Annotated in this window: 18 protein-coding genes and 1 tRNA gene; 4 read left to right on the forward strand and 15 right to left on the reverse strand. The window is 68.1% G+C overall.

What is annotated here, in order from left to right; genetic code table 11:
• Window positions 1-24: 24 nt before the first annotated feature.
• A complete protein-coding gene (locus tag QN357_RS03650; RefSeq protein WP_241987402.1) occupies window positions 25-1,524 on the reverse strand; it encodes a CoA-acylating methylmalonate-semialdehyde dehydrogenase in 1,500 nt (499 codons plus the stop codon).
• Window positions 1,525-1,621: 97 nt separating this feature from the next.
• Between QN357_RS03650 and QN357_RS03655 the strand changes: the two genes are divergently transcribed.
• Complete coding sequence (locus QN357_RS03655; RefSeq protein WP_134445845.1) at window positions 1,622-2,245, forward strand: LysE family transporter; 624 nt, start codon at window positions 1,622-1,624, stop codon at window positions 2,243-2,245.
• A gap of 30 nt (window positions 2,246-2,275) precedes the next feature.
• Here QN357_RS03655 and QN357_RS03660 read toward each other — a convergent pair whose 3' ends face one another.
• From QN357_RS03660 to QN357_RS03675, 4 genes are all read right to left on the reverse strand, one after another.
• Entirely contained in the window at window positions 2,276-2,743 is a 468-nt protein-coding gene (locus QN357_RS03660) for a GNAT family N-acetyltransferase (RefSeq protein WP_134445846.1), read from the reverse strand.
• 120 nt (window positions 2,744-2,863) lie between these two features.
• Window positions 2,864-2,937, reverse strand: a tRNA-Met gene (locus tag QN357_RS03665).
• Window positions 2,938-3,114: 177 nt separating this feature from the next.
• Complete coding sequence (locus tag QN357_RS03670; RefSeq protein WP_174774617.1) at window positions 3,115-6,015, reverse strand: UPF0182 family protein; 2,901 nt, start codon at window positions 6,013-6,015, stop codon at window positions 3,115-3,117.
• A 126-nt stretch (window positions 6,016-6,141) separates the two neighbouring features.
• Window positions 6,142-7,275, reverse strand: a complete 1,134-nt coding sequence (locus QN357_RS03675) for a PDZ domain-containing protein (RefSeq protein ID WP_322135433.1) — start codon at window positions 7,273-7,275, stop codon at window positions 6,142-6,144.
• A 129-nt stretch (window positions 7,276-7,404) separates the two neighbouring features.
• Here QN357_RS03675 and QN357_RS03680 point away from each other — a divergent pair, with 129 nt between their 5' ends.
• Window positions 7,405-8,778 (forward strand): zinc-dependent metalloprotease, encoded by a 1,374-nt coding sequence (locus QN357_RS03680; RefSeq protein WP_370294914.1) that lies wholly within the window; start codon window positions 7,405-7,407, stop codon window positions 8,776-8,778.
• 8 nt (window positions 8,779-8,786) lie between these two features.
• On the opposite strand, the gene QN357_RS03685 is transcribed toward QN357_RS03680, so the two are convergent.
• The 5 genes from QN357_RS03685 to QN357_RS03705 form a co-directional block, all read right to left on the reverse strand.
• Entirely contained in the window at window positions 8,787-9,650 is an 864-nt protein-coding gene (locus tag QN357_RS03685) for an aldehyde dehydrogenase family protein (protein WP_134445847.1), read from the reverse strand.
• Window positions 9,647-11,176, reverse strand: coding sequence for an aldehyde dehydrogenase family protein (locus QN357_RS03690; protein ID WP_322140906.1), 1,530 nt, complete (start codon window positions 11,174-11,176; stop codon window positions 9,647-9,649). The genes QN357_RS03685 and QN357_RS03690 overlap by 4 nt, the downstream gene beginning before the upstream one ends.
• A 10-nt stretch (window positions 11,177-11,186) precedes the next feature.
• Window positions 11,187-12,206: a deoxyribose-phosphate aldolase gene (gene deoC, locus QN357_RS03695; protein WP_134445849.1), complete on the reverse strand. Its 1,020-nt coding sequence runs from the start codon at window positions 12,204-12,206 to the stop codon at window positions 11,187-11,189.
• 62 nt (window positions 12,207-12,268) lie between these two features.
• Complete coding sequence (locus QN357_RS03700) at window positions 12,269-13,219, reverse strand: sugar-binding transcriptional regulator (RefSeq protein WP_322135432.1); 951 nt, start codon at window positions 13,217-13,219, stop codon at window positions 12,269-12,271.
• Window positions 13,220-13,409: 190 nt separating this feature from the next.
• Window positions 13,410-14,633 (reverse strand): MFS transporter, encoded by a 1,224-nt coding sequence (locus tag QN357_RS03705; protein WP_323504569.1) that lies wholly within the window; start codon window positions 14,631-14,633, stop codon window positions 13,410-13,412.
• Window positions 14,634-14,673: 40 nt separating this feature from the next.
• Between QN357_RS03705 and QN357_RS03710 the strand changes: the two genes are divergently transcribed.
• A complete protein-coding gene (locus QN357_RS03710) occupies window positions 14,674-15,369 on the forward strand; it encodes a maleylpyruvate isomerase family mycothiol-dependent enzyme (RefSeq protein ID WP_322135430.1) in 696 nt (231 codons plus the stop codon).
• 42 nt (window positions 15,370-15,411) lie between these two features.
• Here QN357_RS03710 and QN357_RS03715 read toward each other — a convergent pair whose 3' ends face one another.
• The 5 genes from QN357_RS03715 to QN357_RS03735 are packed head-to-tail and all read right to left on the reverse strand — an operon-like array spanning window position 15,412 to window position 18,934.
• Complete coding sequence (locus QN357_RS03715; RefSeq protein WP_241975390.1) at window positions 15,412-16,362, reverse strand: bifunctional riboflavin kinase/FAD synthetase; 951 nt, start codon at window positions 16,360-16,362, stop codon at window positions 15,412-15,414.
• Entirely contained in the window at window positions 16,359-16,847 is a 489-nt protein-coding gene (locus QN357_RS03720) for a hypothetical protein (protein ID WP_134445853.1), read from the reverse strand. Before QN357_RS03720 ends, QN357_RS03715 begins: the two co-directional genes overlap by 4 nt.
• Window positions 16,848-16,884: 37 nt before the next feature.
• The gene (locus tag QN357_RS03725; protein ID WP_134445854.1) at window positions 16,885-17,253 is read right to left on the reverse strand and encodes a hypothetical protein; all 369 of its coding nucleotides are present in this window, start codon (window positions 17,251-17,253) and stop codon (window positions 16,885-16,887) included.
• Complete coding sequence (gene truB, locus QN357_RS03730) at window positions 17,250-18,254, reverse strand: tRNA pseudouridine(55) synthase TruB (protein ID WP_322135429.1); 1,005 nt, start codon at window positions 18,252-18,254, stop codon at window positions 17,250-17,252. Before truB ends, QN357_RS03725 begins: the two co-directional genes overlap by 4 nt.
• A complete protein-coding gene (locus QN357_RS03735; protein WP_241975391.1) occupies window positions 18,251-18,934 on the reverse strand; it encodes a TetR/AcrR family transcriptional regulator in 684 nt (227 codons plus the stop codon). The genes truB and QN357_RS03735 overlap by 4 nt, the downstream gene beginning before the upstream one ends.
• Before the next feature lie 94 nt (window positions 18,935-19,028).
• On the opposite strand from QN357_RS03735, the gene QN357_RS03740 reads away from it, so the two are divergent.
• Window positions 19,029-20,453, forward strand: a complete 1,425-nt coding sequence (locus QN357_RS03740) for a DHA2 family efflux MFS transporter permease subunit (RefSeq protein ID WP_241975392.1) — start codon at window positions 19,029-19,031, stop codon at window positions 20,451-20,453.
• Window positions 20,454-20,524: the final 71 nt, after the last annotated feature.

Here is a 20,524-nt window from a genome sequence, read left to right on the forward strand (position 1 = left end):
GGGCCCCAACCTGTTTTTCGGCTGTTATCGGTTCTGGGGGAAGCCCAGGTTGATGCCTCCGTGGCTCGGGTCGAGCCAGCGGCTGGTGATCGCCTTGCCGCGGGTGAAGAAGTGCACGCCCTCTGCGCCGTGGGCCTTGGTGTCACCGAACAGCGAGTTCTTCCAGCCGCCGAACGAGAAGTACGCGACCGGGACCGGGATGGGCACGTTGATGCCGATCATGCCCACCTCGATCTCGTTCTGGAACCGGCGCGCGGCCCCGCCATCGTTGGTGAAGATCGCGGTGCCGTTGCCGAACGCACCGGCGTTGATCAGGGCGACGCCCTCCTCGTAGGTGTCGACCCGGACGATGCCGAGCACCGGGCCGAAGATCTCCTCGGTGTACGCCTTCGAGGTGACGGGGAGGTGGTCGATCAGGGTCGGGCCGAGCCAGAACCCGTTCTTGTCTCCGTCGACCTCGATGCCGCGACCGTCGACGACGATCGTCGCGCCGTCATCCGCTGCGATCTCGATGTAGCTTGCGACCTTGTCGCGGTGAACTTCCGTGATGAGCGGGCCCATGTCGCACGAGCGACGCCCGTCACCGACGGTCAGGGCCGTCATCCGGGAAACGATCTTCCCGACCAGCTCGTCGGCGACCGGTTCAACCGCGACGACGACGCTGATGGCCATGCACCGTTCCCCGGCACTGCCGAAGCCGGCATTGACCGCCGAGTCCGCGACAAGGTCGAGGTCGGCGTCCGGAAGCACGAGCATGTGGTTCTTGGCGCCACCGAGTGCCTGCACCCGCTTGCCGTGCCGCGTGCCGGTCTCGTAGACGTAGCGGGCGATCGGGGTCGATCCGACGAAGGAGATCGCCTTGACGTCGGGGTGCGTGAGGAGGCCGTCAACGGCCACCTTGTCCCCGTGCAGGACCGTGAAGACGCCGTCGGGTAGACCGGACTCCTTGAGGAGCCTGGCGAGCCAGATGGCTGCGCTCGGGTCCTTCTCGCTCGGCTTGAGGATCACGGTGTTGCCGGCCGCGATGGCGATCGGGAAGAACCACATCGGCACCATGGCCGGGAAGTTGAACGGGCTGATGATGCCGACGACGCCGAGGGCCTGGCGGGTCGAGTACACATCGACGCCCGTGGCGACGTTCTCGGAGTATTCGCCCTTGAGCAGGTGCGGGATGCCGCAGGCGAATTCGACGACCTCGAGCCCCCGCGTGATCTCGCCGAGGGCATCGGAGAGCACCTTGCCGTGTTCACTCGTGAGGATCTCGGCCAGCTCACCCTTGCGGGCGTTGAGCAGTTCGCGGAACGTGAAGATGATCGACTGCCTCTTGGCGATCGACAGGTCGCGCCACGCCGGGAACGCGGCTTTGGCGGATGCGACGGCGGCTTCGATCTCGCCGGCGTCGGCGAGGGGGACGTCTTTCGTGATGGTGCCGAGGGCCGGGTCGAAGACCGGAGAAGTACGGCCGGACACCCCGGCGTGCTCGGCGCCATCGATCCAGTGCGGGACAACGGGTACTTCGCTCATGGCACTCATCTCTCTCGGACAACGACGTCGGGGAACGGGTCGATTCTGACACAACCCACCGCAATCCACGGGTTCAGGCAGGCCCTAGGCTGGAGCGGTGCAATTCTCCCTCTGGCTGGCCCTCGTGGGTGCGGGTGCGCTGATCAGTTTCACGCCCGGGGCTGGGGCGATCAACACCATGAGCAATGCCCTCAATTCCGGGTTCCGCCGCTCCATCTGGGGCATCCTCGGCCAACAGGCTGCACTGGTCGTGCACATCACGATCGTTGCCCTCGGCGTTGGGCTGCTCGTCGCCAATTCGCCTGTCGCATTCAACATCATCCGCTATGCGGGCGCCGCGTACCTCGTCTACCTGGGCATTCGGCAGTTCCTCGCGAAGCCGAGCCTGGACGCCGAGAGCGCCCGGGCTCTTCGTGACGAGCCGCGCTGGTCGATGTTCCGTCGCGGCCTGTGGGTGAACCTGCTCAATCCGAAGGCGATCGTCTTCTTCCTGGCCTTCCTCCCCCAGTTCATCCGGCTCGACCGCCCCGCGCTCCCGCAATACCTGATCGCGGCAGCCACGGTGATCGTGATCGACGTGCTCGTGATGTGGCTCTTCTTCGCGGGAACGGCGCGGTCATTCCAGCGCTTCACCAGGGACGCGCGCGGCCAGCGGGTACTCAACCGCATCTTCGGAGTTCTCTTCGTCGGCGTCGGCATTCTGCTCGCTGCGATCCACTGACCGATCACCGGCGGCCCACCGGAGTAAGGCTCACTCCCGAGCGAGCCGGATGGTCAGGAAGACGCTGCTGGGGTCGAGGGTGTACCCGGCGAACGGCGGGCATTCGACGAAGCCGGCGCGCAGGTACAGCCGCCGGGCCGGGGCGAAAGAGTCCTGGGTCCCGGTTTCCAGGCTGACGCGCCCGATGCGCCGGTGGAGTGCGTCGTCGAGGATGTGCGAGAGGAGCCCGGCCGCCACTCCGCGACCGCGCGCCTCCCGCGTTGTGCGCATGGACTTGAGCTCGGCGTGGTCACTCGTCAGCTCTTTCAGGGCCCCACAGCCGACCAGGGTGCCGCCTTCCCGAGCGGTCCAGAATCGGATCTCCGGTGCGGACAGGGCTTCGAGGTCGAGGGCGTGGACACTCTCGGCCGGCGAGGAGGCGAACATATCCGCAAGATGCTCGTCGAGCAGCCGATGGACGTCCGGTCGCGCAGGATCGTCCCTGTCGATGGTGAACATTCAGGCATGCCCGGTCTCGGCGTAGGCCAGGGGCCGGGTCGTGGGGCAGGTCATCCACCGAGGGTATCGGTTCCGGGTATGAAAAAAGCCCCCGGAACCTTACGGTTCCGGGGGCATCTGTTGCGGGGGCAGGATTTGAACCTACGACCTCTGGGTTATGAGCCCAGCGAGCTACCGAACTGCTCCACCCCGCGCTACAAGAAGTAGCTTATCACAGCCTTGAGGCCCAGTCGAACCACGCGGCGCCGTGCATGCTGCGCGGGTTCTGTGCCGGCGCTCGTGCGTTGTGCCACACGCACGGACGGCCGGCTCCCCGAGGGGAACCGGCCGTCACGACCACGGATGCTGTCCGCGGCCGGTGCTGCTGTCTGCTACTGGCCCAGCAGGGCGAGCATGCTCGCGACGGTGTCGGAGAGCTTCTTGTCCGCCACACCGTAGGCCGCGAAGTCGCCGGCGGTCAGCGCCGCCTGCTTGTCGGCAATAGCCTGCTTGGCGACGGCCAGGAGCGCCTGGAGCTGGGCATCCGTTGCCGGGTTGCCCGTCGTCGTCGAGGGTGTCGTGGTGCCGCCTGTCGTCGGCGTCGTCGTTCCGGTGGTCGGCACCGAAGTGTCACCGGCCTGCGCACCCGAACTGCCGCCGAAGAGCACGTCGAGCGCCTTGTTCAGGGTGTCCTCGAAGGCGATCTGGTCACCGAAGGCCACGAGAACCTTCTGCAGCAGCGGGTAGCTGGTCTCACCCGTCGACTGCACGTAGACCGGCTGCACGTACAGGAGCCCGCCACCGACGGGCAGCGTCAGCAGGTTGCCGTTGAGCACCTTCGACTGGCCCTGCTTCAACAGGTTGAGCTGGGTCGATACCGTCGGGTCGGCGTTGAACTTCGCCTGCACCTGGCCGGGGCCCGGCACCGTGTTCGCCTTCGGCAGGGTGAGCAGGCGGAGCTTTCCGTATTCCGCCGATCTGACTCCGTCGGTCGCGCCGGCATCCGAGTCGACGGCGAGGTACCCGGTGAGCACGTTCCGGCTCGTGGTACCCGTCGCGTCCGGGATGAAGGTCGAGTACAGGGTGAATGCCGGTTTCTCCGAACCGGGCACCTGCATCGTGAGGTAGTACGGGGGCTGGAGAGTCGTGTTCGTCGACGGCGACACCGGGTCGTTCGGCGTCGTCCACGCGTCGTCGTGCGAGTAGAACGAGCCGGGGTCAGTCACGTGATACTGGCTCAGGATGTGACGCTGCACCTTGAAGAGGTCGGCCGGGTACCGGACGTGGCTCATCAGCTGGCCGCTCATATCGCTCATGGGCTTGACCGTGGACGGGAAGATCTTCTGCCACGTCTTCAGGATCGGGTCCGTGGTATCCCACGCGTAGAGGGTGACCGAGCCGTCATAGGCGTCGACCGTTGCCTTGACCGAGTTGCGCATGTAGTTGATCTTGTCGAGCGCGAACGGCTGTGCGGGCGTCTCGGTGTCCGTGATGGCGTCGCTCAGGCCGACCGGTGTCGAGTACGGGTAGTCCGCGCTCGTCGTGTAGCCGTCGACGATCCACTTGACCCGGCCGTCGACGACAGAGGGGTATGCGGAGGAGTCGAGGGTCAGGTAGGGGGCGACCTTCTGCACGCGCGTGACGGGGTCGCGGTCGTAGAGGATCTGCGACTGGTCGTTGACGTCGTTGGCGAGGAAGATCTGCTCGGACTGGAACTTGAGCGCATAGATGAGCTTGTTGAACGCGTTGTCGAGCTTCGGACCGCCGTTGCCGGTGAACGTCGTGTAGGTCTGCTGGGCGCCATCGGTGCCGGACGGATAGTCGAGCTCGACGGGCTTGCTGTCCGCCGCGGCCCCGACGATCGAGTAGGTCGGTGAGTTCTCACCGAAGTAGATCCGCGGCTCGTAAGTTCCGAGCGATCCGGTCGTCGGGATGCCGGACTCGAGGAACACGGGCTGGCCGTCTGCCGAGCGCTGGTTGCCGTATGCCGCGACGACGCCGTACCCGTGGGTGTAGACGATCGTCGAGTTCACCCAGGTGTTCCCGGCGTTGAGCCCGGACAGCTTGAGATCACGGACGGAGACGACGGTGTCCTGGGACTTGCCGTCGATCGTGTACCGGTCCACATCGAGGTTCTTCGGGAACTGGTAATACTGCTTGAACTGTTCCAGCTGCGAGAAGGCGTCGCTCACGAGGGCCGGGTCGAGGATCCGGATGTTGGCGGTCGTCGTCGCGTCCGCCCGAAGTGCCCCTGGCTCTGCGGTCGTCGTCGCGTTGTACGGGACCTCGGTGACACCGGAGAGGTCGTATGCGTTCCGGGTGAGATCGATGTTCCGTTGGATGTACTCGGCCTCGAGGGACTTCGCGCTCGGATCGACCTGGAAGCGCTGCACGACCCACGGGTAGAGGGAGCCGAGCAGGAGGCTTGTCACGATGAGGAGCGCCGTGCCGATCACGGGGAGGCGCCAGCGACCGATGATCGCCGTGACGAGGAAGAGGATGGCGACGACGGCGGCGATGCCGGCGAGGATCGCCCGTCCGGGGATGGTGGCGTGGGTGTCGGTGTAGCCGGCACCGGTGATCAGGTCGTTCGTGCTGGTGAGCGTCGAATACTGGTCGAGCCAGATGCTGAGCGCCTGCAGGACCAGGTAGAGACTCGCCGTGACGGCGATCTGGACGCGAGCGGCCTTGGACACGAGGATTTCGCGGCCGCTGACCCGGATCGACCCGTACAGGTAGGTGGTCGCGATCGCGACGATGGCCGAGATGAGGACGACGGCGGATGCGAAGCCGAGGAACGCCTGGAAGAACGGCAGGTCGAACAGGTAGAACGACACGTCGAGGTGGAACTGCGGATCGGTGGTGCCGGTGTCGGTGCGGTTCAGCCACATCAGCACGACCTGCCAGCGGGTGGCGGCGGCGACGCCGGCGAAAAGGCCGAGCAGAGCGGGGATGCCGTACATGGCGAGGCGGCGGAGCGGCTCGATGACCTGCTGGTAGCGGTCGAGCTGCGAGTTGAGCTTCGCGTAGACCGGACGCATCCGGTAGGCGATCTGGATGCTGACGAAGACCGGGATCGCCATGGCGAGGAAGCCCACGAAGAAGAGAGCGGCTCCTGCCGCCCACTGGGTGGTCAGTACGCTCAGGAAGCCGAGCTGGTTGAACCAGAGCACATCGGCGTACAGGCCGGCGAACACAAAGAACAGGATCACCAGCCCCGCGATGATGGCGGCCGTAATGGCGAGGGGGGCACGACTCCTGCGAGGAGCGTTTCCGGTGGATTGTGACGTCACGAATGGGCCTCTTGGTCTGTAAATCGGCGGTCAGGCCTCATTCTAGACAGGGGTTCTGGGAGCAGGCCTGCCAGCCGGCCCCAAGCCGGCTCAGAGTTCCCTGCAAGGCCGCTGGGGTATCCCCCGTTATTGCACGGGGCAGTGCGGGAGTGCGCTCGTGTCCGCCCCGGACTTGATGGCGTCCAGCGCGGTGAGTGCCTGGTCGAGGGTCGTGACCGAGAAGACCGTGAGACCGTCCGGGATGTGCCCGGTGACCTCGTCGCAGTCGTCCGCGGGGGCGAGGAACCAGTCTGCTCCGGCGCTCCGGGCGCCTGCGAGTTTCTGGCGGATGCCGCCGATCGGGCCGACCGTGCCCGCCTGATCGATCGTGCCGGTGCCCGCGACGTTCTCGCCGCCCTGGAGGAGCCCGGGGGTGAGCTTGTCGATGATGCCGAGCGCGAACATCATGCCGGCGCTCGGGCCGCCGACCTGGTCGAGCTGGATGGTGACCGTGAACGGGAACCGATACTCGGTCTTCACGTTGATCCCGATGATCGCGGAGCCGTCCGAGTCGACGGGGGTGACCGTGAGGTCCTGCGCGACGCCGCCGCGCACGATGCCGACAGTGGCCGGAACGCCGGCGCCGTTCGCCGTGAGCGCGGCACGGAGGGAGGCGATGTCGGTGACGGCGGCGCCGTTGACGGTGGCGATCTGGTCGTCCGCTTTGAGGACGCCCGTCGCCGGCGAACCGTCGGGCAGCGAAACAACCGAGACGATCGTCGGGTAGGTGTAGCCGAGGTTCGTCAGGGCGGCGGCGATCGCATCCTGCTGGGAGTTGACCATCTGCGCGGTGTTCTCCTCGTCGCGCTGCTGCGTCGTGGTGTTCGAGGGGAACGCCGCCTCGATCGGGATGACGGCCTGGCTGGAATCCAGCCACGCTCCGGCGACCTTGAGCCAGCTCGGGCGGTTGTCCGGGTTGCCGACGAGGGACACGGTGAGCATGTCCAGCGTTCCGTCGGTCGGGAAGGTCTCCGCGCCGTCGATGGTGATCAGGGGCCTGTCCGCACCGTCCTCAGAGATGGTCGAGCCGATGGTGTTGTAGACGGGGCCCGGCTTCTCGATCACGTATGGGGCCGGGGTGACGCCGAGGATGATGCCGCAGGCCAGGGCGATGCTGAGCACGATCCAACCGGCCTTGCTTGCACGCCGGGAGCGCGGCGATCGCTCTTCCCAGGTGGTGCCGGAGTCGGATGGCGTCGGGTCGTCGGTGAAGAGGGCCACCGGGCTCCTTCCAGGTTATGCCGGGCGTTCGCGGCAAGCGGACACCAGACCTCTCAGCGTAGGTCATTTCCCAGTTCGGGCCGGGCGTCTCGGACTAGCGTAGAAGCAAGCGACTGAGAGGTGCCTGAAGTGCCCGACGACTCCCGACCCGACGAGGGTCCCAACCCGGAAGACGAATTCCGGGACATGTTGCGCGACATCCTGTCGGGCAAGTCCTCCATCGATCCGAGCCAGCTCGCCGGAGCCGCCGGCCTGCCGGCAGACCCGGCCAGCATCAACGCTCTCATGCAGCAGTTGCAGGGTGCCCTCCGCGGCAACGGCGAGGGCGGCATCAGCTGGGACGCAGCGCTCACGCAGGGCCAGAACAAGGCGGCCGAGAGCCAGGTCTCGGTGACCCCCGCAGAGCACGCCGCCCTCGACCAGGCGTTCCACATTGCTGCGCTCTGGCTCGACGAGGTGACCGACATCGCCGAACTCACGGTGGTCCCGCGCCTTCTCACCCGCAAGGAGTGGGTCACGGAATCCATGCCGGTCTGGACCCAGTTGGCGGAGCCGGTCGCGAACAGCATCTCCGATTCCCTGACCAAGGTCCTCACCGACCAGGCGCCGGAGGAGCTCAAGGGCATGATGGCCGGCGCGAGCAAGATGATGCGCAGCATCGGAGGCACCCTCTTCGCCATGCAGCTCGGTCAGGTCGTCGGCCAGCTCGCGAGCGAGGTCGTCTCAGGAGGCGACATCGGCATCCCGCTCATGACCGACCAGCAGGCCGCCCTCGTGCCGCAGAACGTCGCGGCCTTCGGCGAAGACCTCGACGTGCCGATCGACCAGGTTCAGATCTACCTTGCCGTGCGGGAACTCGCCCACGCCAGGCTGTTCCGGCATTCGCGCTGGCTGCGCCTGCGGCTGATCAGCTCGATCACCGACTTCGCCCACGACATCAGCATCGACTCAGGGCGTCTCGAAGAACTCGCCGAGGGCTTCGACCCGTCCAACCCCGAGGAACTGCGGCAGGCGATCCTGAACGGATCGCTGATCCCGCCGAAGTCGGAGACCCAGCTCGCCGCCCTCGCGAGGCTCGAGACGATGCTCGCGCTCGTCGAAGGCTGGGTCGACGTCGTGACCGTCGAGGCCACGAGCAGGCTCCCCCGCGCCGATGCCATCAACGAGACCGTCAAGCGCCGTCGCGCCTCTGGCGGTCCGGCCGAGTCCGCGTTCTCGACCCTCGTCGGGCTCGAGCTGCGTCCGCGCAGGCTGCGCGAGGCCGCCGCGATGTGGCAGGCCGTGACGGATGCCGTCGGTAACGACGGTCGTGACGCGCTCTGGGCGCACCCCGACCTTCTGCCGACGTCAGCGGACCTCGACGACCCGAAGGCGCTCGTCGCGCGGCTGACGAGCACGGCCGCGAGCGTCGCGGCGGGCACGGAACCCGAACTCGACGAGGTCGACCAGGCACTCGAAGACCTGCTGCGCGAGGACGGCCCCGACCGCCCCCACGAGGAGTAGCCCCGCGCCTAGAGCAGGCCCTTGGTGTGCCAGACGGTCTTCGTCTCCGTGAAGGCGAGGATCCGGGCGAGGGAGGGCGCCGCGGCATCCGCCCCGGATTCGGGCTGGAGCACCCGGGTGAGGGTTTCGGCCGCGTCGATCTCGAGGTGCACCCAGTCGAGGTCGCCGGCACCGAGGAGGTCGATCGCGTTGACGTCGGCGTGGCTCGCGAGCCACGGCGCCATCTCGGCCGGTGACCCGGTGAGGATGTTGACGACCCCGCCGGGGACGTCGCTCGTGGCGAGCACCTCGCCGAGAGTGATCGCCGAGAGCGGCCTGGTTTCGTCGGCGACGACCACGACCGTGTTGCCTGAGACGAGGGCGGGGGCGACGGCGCTCACGAGACCGAGCAGCGACCCGCCGGACTGCGGGGCGATGATAGCGACGACACCGGTCGGCTCTGGCACGGAAATGTTGAAGTACGGCCCGGAAACCGGGTTCGCATTGCCGGCGACCTGCGCGTACTTGTCGGCCCAGCCCGCGTACCAGACCCACCGGTCGACGGCCTCGTCGACCTGCCGGCCCGCGGCCGACGCTGACACGCCCTCTGACTGCACGATCTCCTCGACGAACTGGGCGCGACGGCCCTCGAGCAGCTCGGCGATGCGGTAGAGCACCTGGCCGCGGTTGTACGGGGTCGCACGCGACCACCCCGCGAAGGCGGAGCGTGCCGCGACCACGGCATCCCTGGCGTCCTTGCGGGATGCCTGCGCCGCGTTCGCGAGGAAGTCGCCGCTCGGCGTCGCCACGGCATAGACGCGACCGGATTCGCTCCGCGGGAACTTTCCGCCGATGTAGAGCTTGTAGGTCTTGGGGACGGCGAGGCGGGTCACTTGGTGGCCTTCTTTCGTGCTGCGGACGGCTTGACGGCATGATCGGCGTCCACGGCCACGGCGTGGCGGGCGGCGGCGACTGCGGCGCTGCCCGCCGGCTGGAGGTACGCGGCGAGGCCGTGGCGGCCGCCTTCGCGGCCGTAGCCCGACTCCTTGTAACCGCCGAAGGGGCTCGCGGGGTCGAACCGGTTGAAGGTGTTCGCCCAGATCACACCGGCGCGGAGCCGGTCGGCGACGGCGAGGACGCGGCTGCCCTTGTCGCTCCAGATCCCGGCGGAGAGACCGTACGGCGTGTTGTTCGCCTTCGCGATCGCCTCCTCGGGGGTGCGGAACGTCAGCACGGAAAGCACGGGGCCGAAGACCTCGTCGCGGGCGATGCGGTGACTCGTCGACACATTGGTGAAGATGGTCGGCCGGAACCAGAACCCGTTCTCCGGCAGGTCGCAGTCGGGACTCCAGCGTTCGGCGCCTTCGTCCTCGCCGATGGCGGACAGTTCGGTGATGCGCTTCAGCTGGTCTGCGCTGTTGATTGCACCGATGTCGGTGTTCTTGTCGAGCGGATCGCCGAGGCGCAGCGTCGAGAGGCGCTGCTTGAGCCGGTCGACGACCTCGTCGTGGATGCTCTCCTGGACGAGCAGGCGGCTGCCCGCGCAGCAGACGTGGCCCTGGTTGAAGAAGATCCCGTTGACGATGCCCTCGATGGCCTGGTCGATCGGAGCGTCGTCGAAGACGATGTTCGCCGCCTTGCCGCCCAGCTCGAGAATGATCTTCTTGTCGGTCCCTGCGACGGCGCGGGCGATGGCCCTGCCGGCCCCTGTCGAGCCGGTGAAGGCGACGAGGTTGATGCCGGAGTGGCCGACGAGCGCCTGCCCGGTCTCGCGGCCCCCCGTGACGATGTTCACGACGCCGGCCGGCAACTCGGCCTGCTGGAGGATCTCGGCGAAGAGGAGCGCGGTGAGCGAGGTGGTCTCCGCCGGCTTGAGGACGACGGTGTTGCCCGCGGCGAGGGCCGGGGCGATCTTCCACGCGAGCATGAGCAGCGGGAAGTTCCACGGGATCACCTGGGCGGCGACGCCCCGCGCCGCGGGGTTGACGCCGAGGCCGGCGTGGTCGAGCTTGTCCGCCCAGCCGGCGTAGTAGAAGAACCAGGCGGCGACGAGGGGGATGTCGACGTCACGGCTTTCGGTGATCGGCTTGCCGTTGTCCAGGGTCTCTGCAACGGCGAGCTCGCGGGCGCGCTCCTGCACGAGACGTGCGATCCGGAACAGGTACTTGCCGCGGTCGCTGCCAGAAAGGGTCGACCAGCGCCGTTCGAATGCACGACGGGCCGCGGCGACCGCGGTGTCGACATCCGCCGCGTCGGCGTGTGCGATCATGGCGAGCTGCTTCTCGGTCGCGGGGTTGATGGTCTGGAAGGGCTCGCCGCGGCCGGCGACGAATTCGCCGTCGATGAAGAGTCCGTATTCGGGGCGGAGGTGCAGCAGCGCCTGGGACTCCGGCGCGGGAGCGTAGTCAAGAAAGCTCATCGTGGTTCCTTCAGTCGATCGTCACGTAGTCGGGGCCGGAGTAGTGTCCATCGCGCATCTTCTGCCGTTGCATCAGCACGTCGTTGAGCAGGCTTGAGGCGCCGAAGCGGAAGAGGCTCGGCGTGAGCCAGTCCTCGCCGACGGTCTCGGCGACGGCGACGAGGTACTTGATGGCGTCCTTCGAGGTGCGGATGCCACCGGCCGGTTTCACGCCGACCCTCGCGCCGGTGAGGCGATGCCAGTCGCGCACGACCTCGATCATCGAGAGGGTCACGGGGAGTGTGGCCGCGGGCTGCATCTTGCCGGTTGAGGTCTTGATGAAGTCGCCCCCGGCGAGGATGGCGAGCCAGGAGGCGCGGCGCACGTTGTCGTAGGTGTTGAGTTCGCCGGTCTCGAGGATCACCTTGAGGTGGGCGACACTGCCGTCGGCGCGGCGGCAGGCTTCCTTGACGGCGACGATCTCGTCGTAGACCTGGCCGAAACGACCGGAAAGAAAGGCCCCGCGGTCGATGACCATGTCGATCTCGTCTGCGCCGGCCGCGACGGCGTCGGCCACGTCGGCGAGCTTCACCGCGAGGGAGGCGCGGCCGCTCGGGAAGGCGGTGGCGACGGAGGCGACGAAGATGCCCTGGTCGCGACCGGCCGCGTGTGCGGAGCCGAGCGCCTCGACGGTGTACGGGACCATGTCTCCGTAGACGCAGACGGCGGCGACGCGGGGGCAGCCCGGGTCACCGGGGTCTGGCGTGAGCGCCTTGCCGACGAGGGAACGAACCTTGCCCGGCGTGTCGGCGCCCTCGAGGGTCGTCAGGTCGATCAGGCCGATGATCGTGTCGATCGCCCGCTTCTTCGAACTCGTCTTGATCGAGCGCGTGCCGAGGGCGGCGGCACGCTGTTCGAGCCCGACCGCGTCGATCCCGGGGATCCCGTGCAGGTAGCGGCGGAGGTTCGCGTCTGTGGCCTCGCCGCCGATGAGGGCGAGGGCACGGGACCTCGTCGACGGCTGGGTCGCGACCACTGGGATGCTTGTCATGAAATGTCCTCGCAGGGTGGTGGTGGGTGTCACGGGGGTCCGGGCGCCTGAGGGCGTTCCGGTCAGTGGGTTTCGCCCAAGACGGCCAGGGCGGTGTCCTCGTCGGTGACGAGCACGGTGCAGAGGCCGCTGGAGACGATGGCGCGGGCGACGGCGTGTTTTGTGCTTCCCGCGATCACGGCGATCGCGGTCGGTGCCCGGCGCAGTTGTTCGAGCCGGATGCCGATGGTCCGCTCGTCGAGCTCGAGGTCGACGATATGGCCGTCCGCGTTGATGTACCGGCCGACGATGTCTCCGACGGCGCCCTTGCGCACGAGTTCGGCGACCTGGTCGGCAGTGAGGTAGCCGCTGTCGACGAGCGCCGAATTCTCGTCGGCCTGGCCTGCGCTGAACAGGTAGGCGGATGCCGCGCTGCCCAGGTCGAGGACCGTCGCGACGGCGCGGTCGGATTCGATCGCGAGCTTGGTTTCGACGCGCTCGAGGATCGCGGGACTCGGCAGCAGGGTCGCGGAGCCGTGCGCTTTCTGCGCGATCGTGACCGCGGTCGCCGCGGCCGTTCCCTCCCGCCGGTTGAGGCTGACGCCGCCGTTGATCTGCACGACGTTGACGCCGCGCGCCCAACCGGGCTTCAGGCCCTGGGCCACCTCGTGCAGGGTGCGGCCCCAGCTGATGCCGAGGGTCGCCGGAACCGGACGGAGCGCGGTGAGGTAGTCGGCGGCGGCCTGGGCCGCCCGGGACTGCAGCTCCTCGTCGGTCGAGACGCCGGCTGCGGAGACGACGACGGCGTCGCTCAGCCCGGTGTGTTCCCGCAGGCGACGCTCGACGATGAGGCGGCGGGCCCGCGGGTGCACGATCTCGATCCGGATGAAGCCGCTCGCCTTGGCTTGCGCGAGGAGCCGGCCGACCTTCCAGCGGGTGAGCCGGAGGACGGCGCCGATCTCGTCCTGGGTCTTGTTCTCTTCGTAATAGAGTTCGGCGGCGCGAATGGACAACAGTTCATCTGTATCGATCACGCGGTCCTCCGTTGGCTCCCCAACCAGCGTAGGACGCGTCGACGCACGCCTCAACTGTTGTGGGAAAACTTGCTCACATGAGCAGAGCCGCATCGGTGCCTTGCTGCGACCCCCGACTCCCTCCTGAGGTGTCGCATATCGAGGTTCCGTGGCCCAGGAACGTCGATATGCGACACCTCAGCCCACGTGGTCAGCGGGAACGGTCGAGGTCGTCTTCGAGGAGATGCGGGCGGGCGATCACGCGCGCGGCGAAGCCCACGGCGAGGCCGGTCGCGATCAGGAACCAGATCGGCCAACTCCAGCCCCCCGTGAGCTGGTGCAGAACGCCGACGACAAGCGGCCCGAGGGCGCCGAGGGTGTACCCGACGCTCTGGACGAACCCGCTGAGCGCGACGGAGCCCTCGTGGGTGCGCGTACGGAGGTTGATCAGCACGAGCGCGAGCGGGAAGTAGAGCGGGCCGAGGCCGGCGAGCAGCACCCAGAGAACCGTGAGCGTGCCCGGTGCGAGGAGGAGACCCACGTCTCCGGCGATGAAGGCGAACATTCCGACGTAGATCAGGAGGCTGAGGTTCTTCATCCGTACGGCGAGCCACGGCACGACGAGCGCGCACGGCAGTCCGACGGCGGCGTAGAGGGAGAGCAACGTCCCGGCCTGGCCGGGGCTGATCCCCGCGGTCTGGGTGAGCATCAGCGGAAGCCAGGCGAAGAGCGCGTATGCGTTGAGCGACGACGTCCCGAAGACGACGGCGATCGCCCAGGCGATCGAAGAACGGCCGATGCGGGCCAGCAGCACCGGCTCGGCCTCCGGAACCGCCGGCGGGGCGCTCTGCGACATCCGGTGCCGCACGAGCATGGTGGCCCAGGGCACGAGGGCGAGGAGCGCGGGGATCATCCACATGCCGAGGGAGACCCGCCAGCCGGCGGCATCCGCTACCGGGACCGCGATGAGAGGCGGAACGAGGGTGCTCAGAGACAGCACCGTGACGTAGAGGGAGGTCACGAGGCCGACCCGGTCGGGGAAGTGCTTCTTGACGAGCGGGGGCAGCAGCACGTTACCGGCGCCGAGACCTGCGAAGGTCACGATGCTTCCGCCGATGAGCCAGGTCAGGGAACCCGCGCTGCCACGGAGGAGGTGACCGGCGAGGATTGCGACAAGGGCGACGACAACGACCCGCTCGAGCCCGATGCGGCGCGTGAAGACGGGAGTGAAGATGCCGAAGACCGCGAAGCAGACCGGCGGGAGCATGCCGAGCACGCCGATGGCGAGCGCCCCGAGCGGGACGTCGACGCTGATCGCCAGGACGATCGGAGACAGCGCCGCGACCGCCGTGCGCAGGTTGGCCGCGACGAGGAGGATGCCCAGAAGCGCGAGGGTTCGCCCGGCCCAGAGACCGCGGATCGGGGTGGGGTTCACCGGCCAAGTCTATTCACCGGGCGAGTCTAGGCTGGACGTCATGCCCGACATTTCCCAGTACCTGCCGTTCAGCCGCAAGCCCCAGGTGGACGACACCGGGACGACGTCCGACTGGAGCGCGGATATCGCGGCGACCCTGACCGGAATCGCCGGAATCCTTGAGACGCTTTCCGCGGAGGAATGGGAGACACCGAGCCTCTGCGGCGGCTGGCGGGTGCGCGACGCGGCCGGGCATCTCGTCTGGCGGGTCGGGACCCCGACGCGGGAGCTGCTCGGCACCGGGTGGACGGCACTGCGGGAGCAACTGCCGAACCTGAGTGTGGACCATGCCGTCGACACCCTCAGCCGCCGGGCCGCCGAGGCAGAGCCGGCTGAGCTCATCGCGTCGCTGCAGACCACCGCCGCCGAGTACGCCGCGGGGCGGGTGACCGCCCGGGGGCGGCACGGCATCACCGAACTGACGGAGGTCGTCGTCCACGGACTCGACCTGGCGCATCCGCTCGGCAGGGCCCTTGAGGTCTCGCCGGTCGCGCTCGGCGCGGTTGCCGTGCGCCGGGCGCTGATGGCACCCACCCCGGTCAAGGCGGTCGTGCGCCGCCGCACGCTTGTGGCGACGGATGCCGGCTGGCGCGTCGGGCGCGGAGCCGTGATCGAGAGCACGGCCGTGAACATCGTGCTCTTCCTCTTCGGCCGGGAAGGCTTCACACCGACCGGGCCGCGCTCCCCCGCGGCCTAAGCCCTGAGCGCTGAGCACTGAGCCCCTGCAGCGCGCTCGCTTTCAGTGGCGGGTCGAGCCGGCGAGGAGAGTGCGGATCTGGTCGACGTCTGCCCGCATCTGCAGGATCAGCGGATCGATTCCGGTGAACGCGACCATCCCGCGGATCCGGTCGACGAACGACACCTCGACGACGTGACCGTAGAGGTCGAGCTCCCGGTCCAATACGTAGGCCTCGACCTGCTTCTGCGCGACCCCGTCGAAGGTCGGATTGTTGCCGACCGAGATGGCGGCCGGGTAACGATCCGCGCCGTCGGTCAGCCAGCCGGCATAGACGCCGTCGGCAGGAATGAGCCCCTCGGACTCCGCGGAGAGGTTGGCCGTCGGGAACCCGAGTTCGCGGCCCCTGGCCGCGCCGTGCACGACCTCGCCGCGCACGGTCGGGGTGTGGCCGAGCAGTTCGCCGGCAGCCCTCACATCACCGCTCGCGAGCAGTTCCCTGATCCAGGTCGACGAAACCCTGCGCACCCGGTCGGGCTTGACATCCTCGATCAGGTCTACGGCGAAGCCGAAGCGTGCGCCGAGCTCGGTGAGCAGGGCCACGTCACCGGCGCCGTGCGCGCCGAACCGGAAGTCCCTGCCGACGAGCACGTGCCGGGCGTGCAGTCCGTTCACGAGGACGGTCTCGACGAAGACCTCAGGCGGCAGGCTCGCGAGGTCCCTGGTGAACTCGAGCACGAGGGTGCAGTCGACGCCGGTCTCTGCGAGCAGCCGGAGCTTCTGCTCGGCGCTGATCAGGAACGGCGGGCACTTCTCTGGGGCGAGCAGGGCGAGCGGATGCCGGTCGAAGGTCACGACGACCGCCGTGAGCCCCTGCGTTCCGGCGATGTCTTTGAGCCGGTCGATCACGGCGCGATGGCCGGCGTGGACGCCGTCGAACTTCCCGATCGTGACCGCGGAGCCGGAGGTGGCGGTTTCGAGCGGGAGGGAGCCGATGCCGGAGAGGACCTTCACGAGCTGGCCTGTCGACCGGCCTGGCCCTGTGGTCGTGCCGGGCCCTGTGGACGAGCAGGGCGGTGGCGGACGAGCCACATCATCCCGAGGATCGGAAGCACGAGCGGGATGAAGAGATAGCCGCTGCCGAAGACCGACCAGACCGAGTCGTGCGGGAAGAGCGCGGGGTCGACGATGCTCAGGGTGCCGACGACGAGCACGCCGAGAAGCTCGAAGGAGATGGTCACCCACGCGACGCGGTACCAGCGGCCGCTGCTGCGCACGAGCGCGATGGTCGCGACGATGTACACGACCGCGGACAACGCAGACAGCGAGTACGCGAGCGGCGCCTGGTCGAACTTGGAGGCGATCTGGACGAACGACCGCCCGGTCGCGGCGAGCGCGAGCAGCCCGTAGACGGCGATCAGCAGGCGTCCGACGCCGGTGACCCTGCGCTTCTGCGGTCCATCGACGACGTTCTCGGCTGCGCTCTGTGGTCCGGTCATGGCCTGTTAATTATCGCAGCTTGTGGGAGCGAGACTCTCACAAGCCCTGCACTGTCCAGATCTGGAACATCCGGTACACCATGACCGCGATCGCGAGGCACGCGCCGCCGAGAATGACCGTGCTCCAGCGGCTGCGTTCGATGAGCGCCCAGGCGGCGGCGGCGACGGGAACGATGAGGGCGCTCACGAGGTAGGTGTAGAACTCGAGCAGGCTGCCGCTCGCCGTGTTCCCGGCGAAGGGTGCCGCGATCGAAACGACGAGTTGCCCGACGAGGAGCAGTTCGACGAGCGCCGTCGCGCCCATCGTGAGGTCGTTCGGGACCCGGCCGAACAGCCCGAGAAACAGGCAGAGCACGCCGGCGAGCACCGCGACACCGACCTGGAGCCAGGTGAACCACTCGATCACGAGGACTCCCCCGCTGCGGCCTCGTCGGGCGGGAAGTTGATCACGGTGCGGGCCTGGGTGCCCCGAAGCTCGACGAGGCCGACGAGCCGGCCGCCGGGGGCGATCGCGGCGAGCGGAGCCGCGGTCCCCGCTGCCCCGGTATCCGCGATCTCGGTCGTGACCTCGATACGTTTGCCGTGACCGAGGTCGATCGCCTGTTGTTCGGTGAGGTCGAGGCGCCCGAGCACACGCGTCGCGGCATCCGCCGGACTGATGAGAGCGGCGGCGACGTCGAGCTCCGCGAGGGGCTGGGCGTTCTCGATACGGAACGGGCCGATGCGGGTGCGGCGGAGCGCGGTCAGGTGCCCTCCGACGCCGAGCCCGGCGCCGAGGTCGCGGGCGAGGGCCCGGATGTACGTGCCGGAGGAGCACTCGACGCGCACCTCGAGGTCGAGGAAGCCGTCGACGGGCGTGCTCGAGAGCAGTTCGAAGGCGGCGATGGTGACAGGCCGGGCGGGCAACTGCACGTCCTCCCCGTCGCGGACGCGGGCATACGCGCGCTTTCCGTCGACCTTGATCGCGCTCACCGCGCTCGGCTGCTGGCTGATATACCCGGTCAGCTGGCCGATTCCGGCCGCAATGGCCGCGGGCTCGATGAGTGCGACGGATGCCTCAGGCGCGCGGGAGACTTCCTCGCCCTCCGCGTCGTCCGTGGTCGTCGCCGAGCCGAGCCGGATCGTGGCCAGGTATTCCTTGTCGAGCCCGACGATGAAGGTGAGCAGTCGGGTCGAGCTGTTGATGCCGAGGAGCAGCAGGCCGGTGGCCATCGGGTCGAGGGTGCCCGCGTGGCCGACTTTGCGGGTACCTGCGAGGCGCCGCGTGCGGGCGACGGCGTCGTGGCTCGTCCAACCCTGCGGCTTGTCGACGAGGAGGAGACCGCTCGCGGTGGAATGCACCCGCGCGCTGTTTCGGGACGACGTCTCGTCGTTGGGTTCGGTCTCGCGCTCGATGTCTGCACTCATGAGTGTGTCCCTGCAGTGCCGGTCGGGGCGGACATGGCGTGCGAGGCGTGCGAGCCCGTCGCGTCGAGCACGACGTCGAGCTTGCCCCGGAAGGCGCACCGCATCAGCTCCTCGGCGGCCTCGTCGTCCTCGAAGATGTCCGGGAGCCGGATGGCGAGCAGGGTGTTGAAGAGCATGCCGTTCGCGAGGAAATCCCGGATGATCTCCGGGGGGAACCCGGCTTCGTCGCGCAGCATCCGGTAGATCTGCAGGAAACCCTCCCTGGCCTTGGCGCCGATCACCGGGTCATGCCCGGTGATGAAGGCCTGCATGAGCGAGAGCAGGATGCCGCGGTCCTCGATCAGGTCGACGTATGCGGCCCCGAGACGGGCGACGAGCGAGTCGGCGTCGTCGTCGCCGGCCGGCTGGGGCTCGGCAAGGACCACGCGAAAGGTCGTGATGAGTTTGTCGAGAGCACGGGCGACGACCTCGAGGAAGAGGTTCTCCTTCGTGCCGAACATCCGCACGACGTACGGCTGGCTGATCCCGGCGGCCTGCGCGACCTGGTCGGTCGTGGCACCGGAGTATCCACGTTCGCCGAAGACGCGGCTCGCCGCGGCCAGGATCTGTTCCCTGCGCAACGCCGCGGGGATTCGTTCGGTGGTCGTTTCTTTGGCTGCCGTACCGGATTCTTCACTCACTCTTGACATGGTATCCGCGAATAACTATCGTCTCTATTTGTAATCATTCGATTACAACATTCCGTGCTTCTTCGCCCCCTCGATTGGATACCACGTGTCCCAGCCCATCACGCGTCGCGTCCCGATCTGGCTCGCCATCGTCGCGTCCTCACTCCCCATGTTCATGGCCACCCTCGACAACCTCGTCGTGACCGGTGCCCTCCCCGTGATCAACCGAGACCTCGGCGCTTCCATCGAGGAGCTGCAATGGGTGATCAACGCGTACTCGCTGAGCTTCGCGACCTTCATGCTGATGGCCGTCGCCATCGGCGACCGCTTCGGCCGGCGAACCGTCTTCCTCGCCGGGATCGCGATCTTCACGGTCGCCTCCGCGCTCGCCGGTCTCTCGACAGAGCCCTGGCAGCTCATCACCGCGCGGGCGATCCAGGGTGTCGGGGCCGCTGCCCTGATGCCGTTGTCGCTCACCCTCCTCGTCGGCTCGGTCAGCGAGAAGCGCCGCCCGGCCGCGATCGGTATCTGGGGCGGAATCTCCGGCCTCGGCGTCGCACTCGGCCCGCTCATCGGCGGCGCCGTCGTCGAAGGCTGGAACTGGCAGGCCATCTTCTGGTTGAACGTCCCGCTCGGCGTGATCTCGATCCCACTCGCCCTGGTCGCCCTTCCGAACAGCTTCGGGGCCAGGGTCCGGGCGGATGTCGTGGGTCTCGTCCTCGCCGGGGTCGGCGTCTTCGGTCTCGTCTACGGCATCGTTCGCGGCAACGACGCGGGCTGGACCAGCCTCGAGGTCCTCGGCGCGCTCGCCGGCGGCGCGGTCCTGCTCGCGGCCTTCATCGCCTGGGAAGCCCGCACGCCTGACCCTTTGCTGCCACTCCGGCTGTTCCGGGACCGCAGCTTCACCGTCGCCAACCTCGTCGGCCTCACCTTCAGCTTCGGCATCTTCGGGTCCATCTTCATCCTGATCCAGTTCCTGCAGATCGTGCAGGGGCACACCCCGCTCGAGGCCGGCCTGATGACGATGCCCTGGACCCTCGCGCCCATGGTGATCGCCCCGCTCACCGGCCTGCTCAGTCCGCGAACGGGCACCCGGCTTCCGATCGTGCTCGGACTCTCCTTCCTCGCCATCGCGATGGGCTGGCTGGCGGTGGAGATGAGTGCGACGGTTGCATACATCGACCTCGTGCCCGCGTTCCTCCTCGCCGGCGTCGGGATGGGACTCGTGTTCGCGCCGAGCTCCACGGCAGTGCTCGCGAACATGGTCCCGAACGACCACGCGAAGGCGACCGGAACCAACTCGACCCTGCGCGAGATCGGCGTGGCGCTCGGCGTCGCGGTCCTCACGGCCGTCTTCACGGGTGCCGGAGGAGAGCTGACCCCGACCGGCTACGTGGATGCGGCGGTCCCGGCGATCGTCGTCGGGGCATCCGTGCTCGGTCTGGCCGCCCTGATCGGGCTCGCCCTGCCCCACGGTCGCCGTGCGCCCGCAGCGACTCCCGTCCCCGAGCCCGCCACCCTCTCCGCCTGACCCTTCCGGTAGCTCGCGAGAGTACGTTTTTGGCCCTTAAGAACGGGTTTTAAGGGCCAAAAGTGTACTCT

The sequence above is a fragment of the Cryobacterium sp. RTC2.1 genome (genome assembly GCF_035018685.1).
In the GTDB taxonomy this organism is placed as follows: Bacteria; Actinomycetota; Actinomycetes; order Actinomycetales; family Microbacteriaceae; genus Cryobacterium; species Cryobacterium glucosi.

Coding starts and splice junctions, on each gene's coding strand:
- truB (WP_322135429.1), bottom strand. CDS start 18,254: ATGAGTGCAGACATCGAGCGCGAGACCGAACCCAACGACGAGACGTCG.
- QN357_RS03720 (WP_134445853.1), bottom strand. CDS start 16,847: ATGACCGGACCACAGAGCGCAGCCGAGAACGTCGTCGATGGACCGCAG.
- QN357_RS03650 (WP_241987402.1), bottom strand. CDS start 1,524: ATGAGCGAAGTACCCGTTGTCCCGCACTGGATCGATGGCGCCGAGCAC.
- deoC (WP_134445849.1), bottom strand. CDS start 12,206: ATGACAAGCATCCCAGTGGTCGCGACCCAGCCGTCGACGAGGTCCCGT.
- QN357_RS03710 (WP_322135430.1), top strand. CDS start 14,674: ATGCCCGACATTTCCCAGTACCTGCCGTTCAGCCGCAAGCCCCAGGTG.
- QN357_RS03690 (WP_322140906.1), bottom strand. CDS start 11,176: ATGAGCTTTCTTGACTACGCTCCCGCGCCGGAGTCCCAGGCGCTGCTG.
- QN357_RS03660 (WP_134445846.1), bottom strand. CDS start 2,743: ATGTTCACCATCGACAGGGACGATCCTGCGCGACCGGACGTCCATCGG.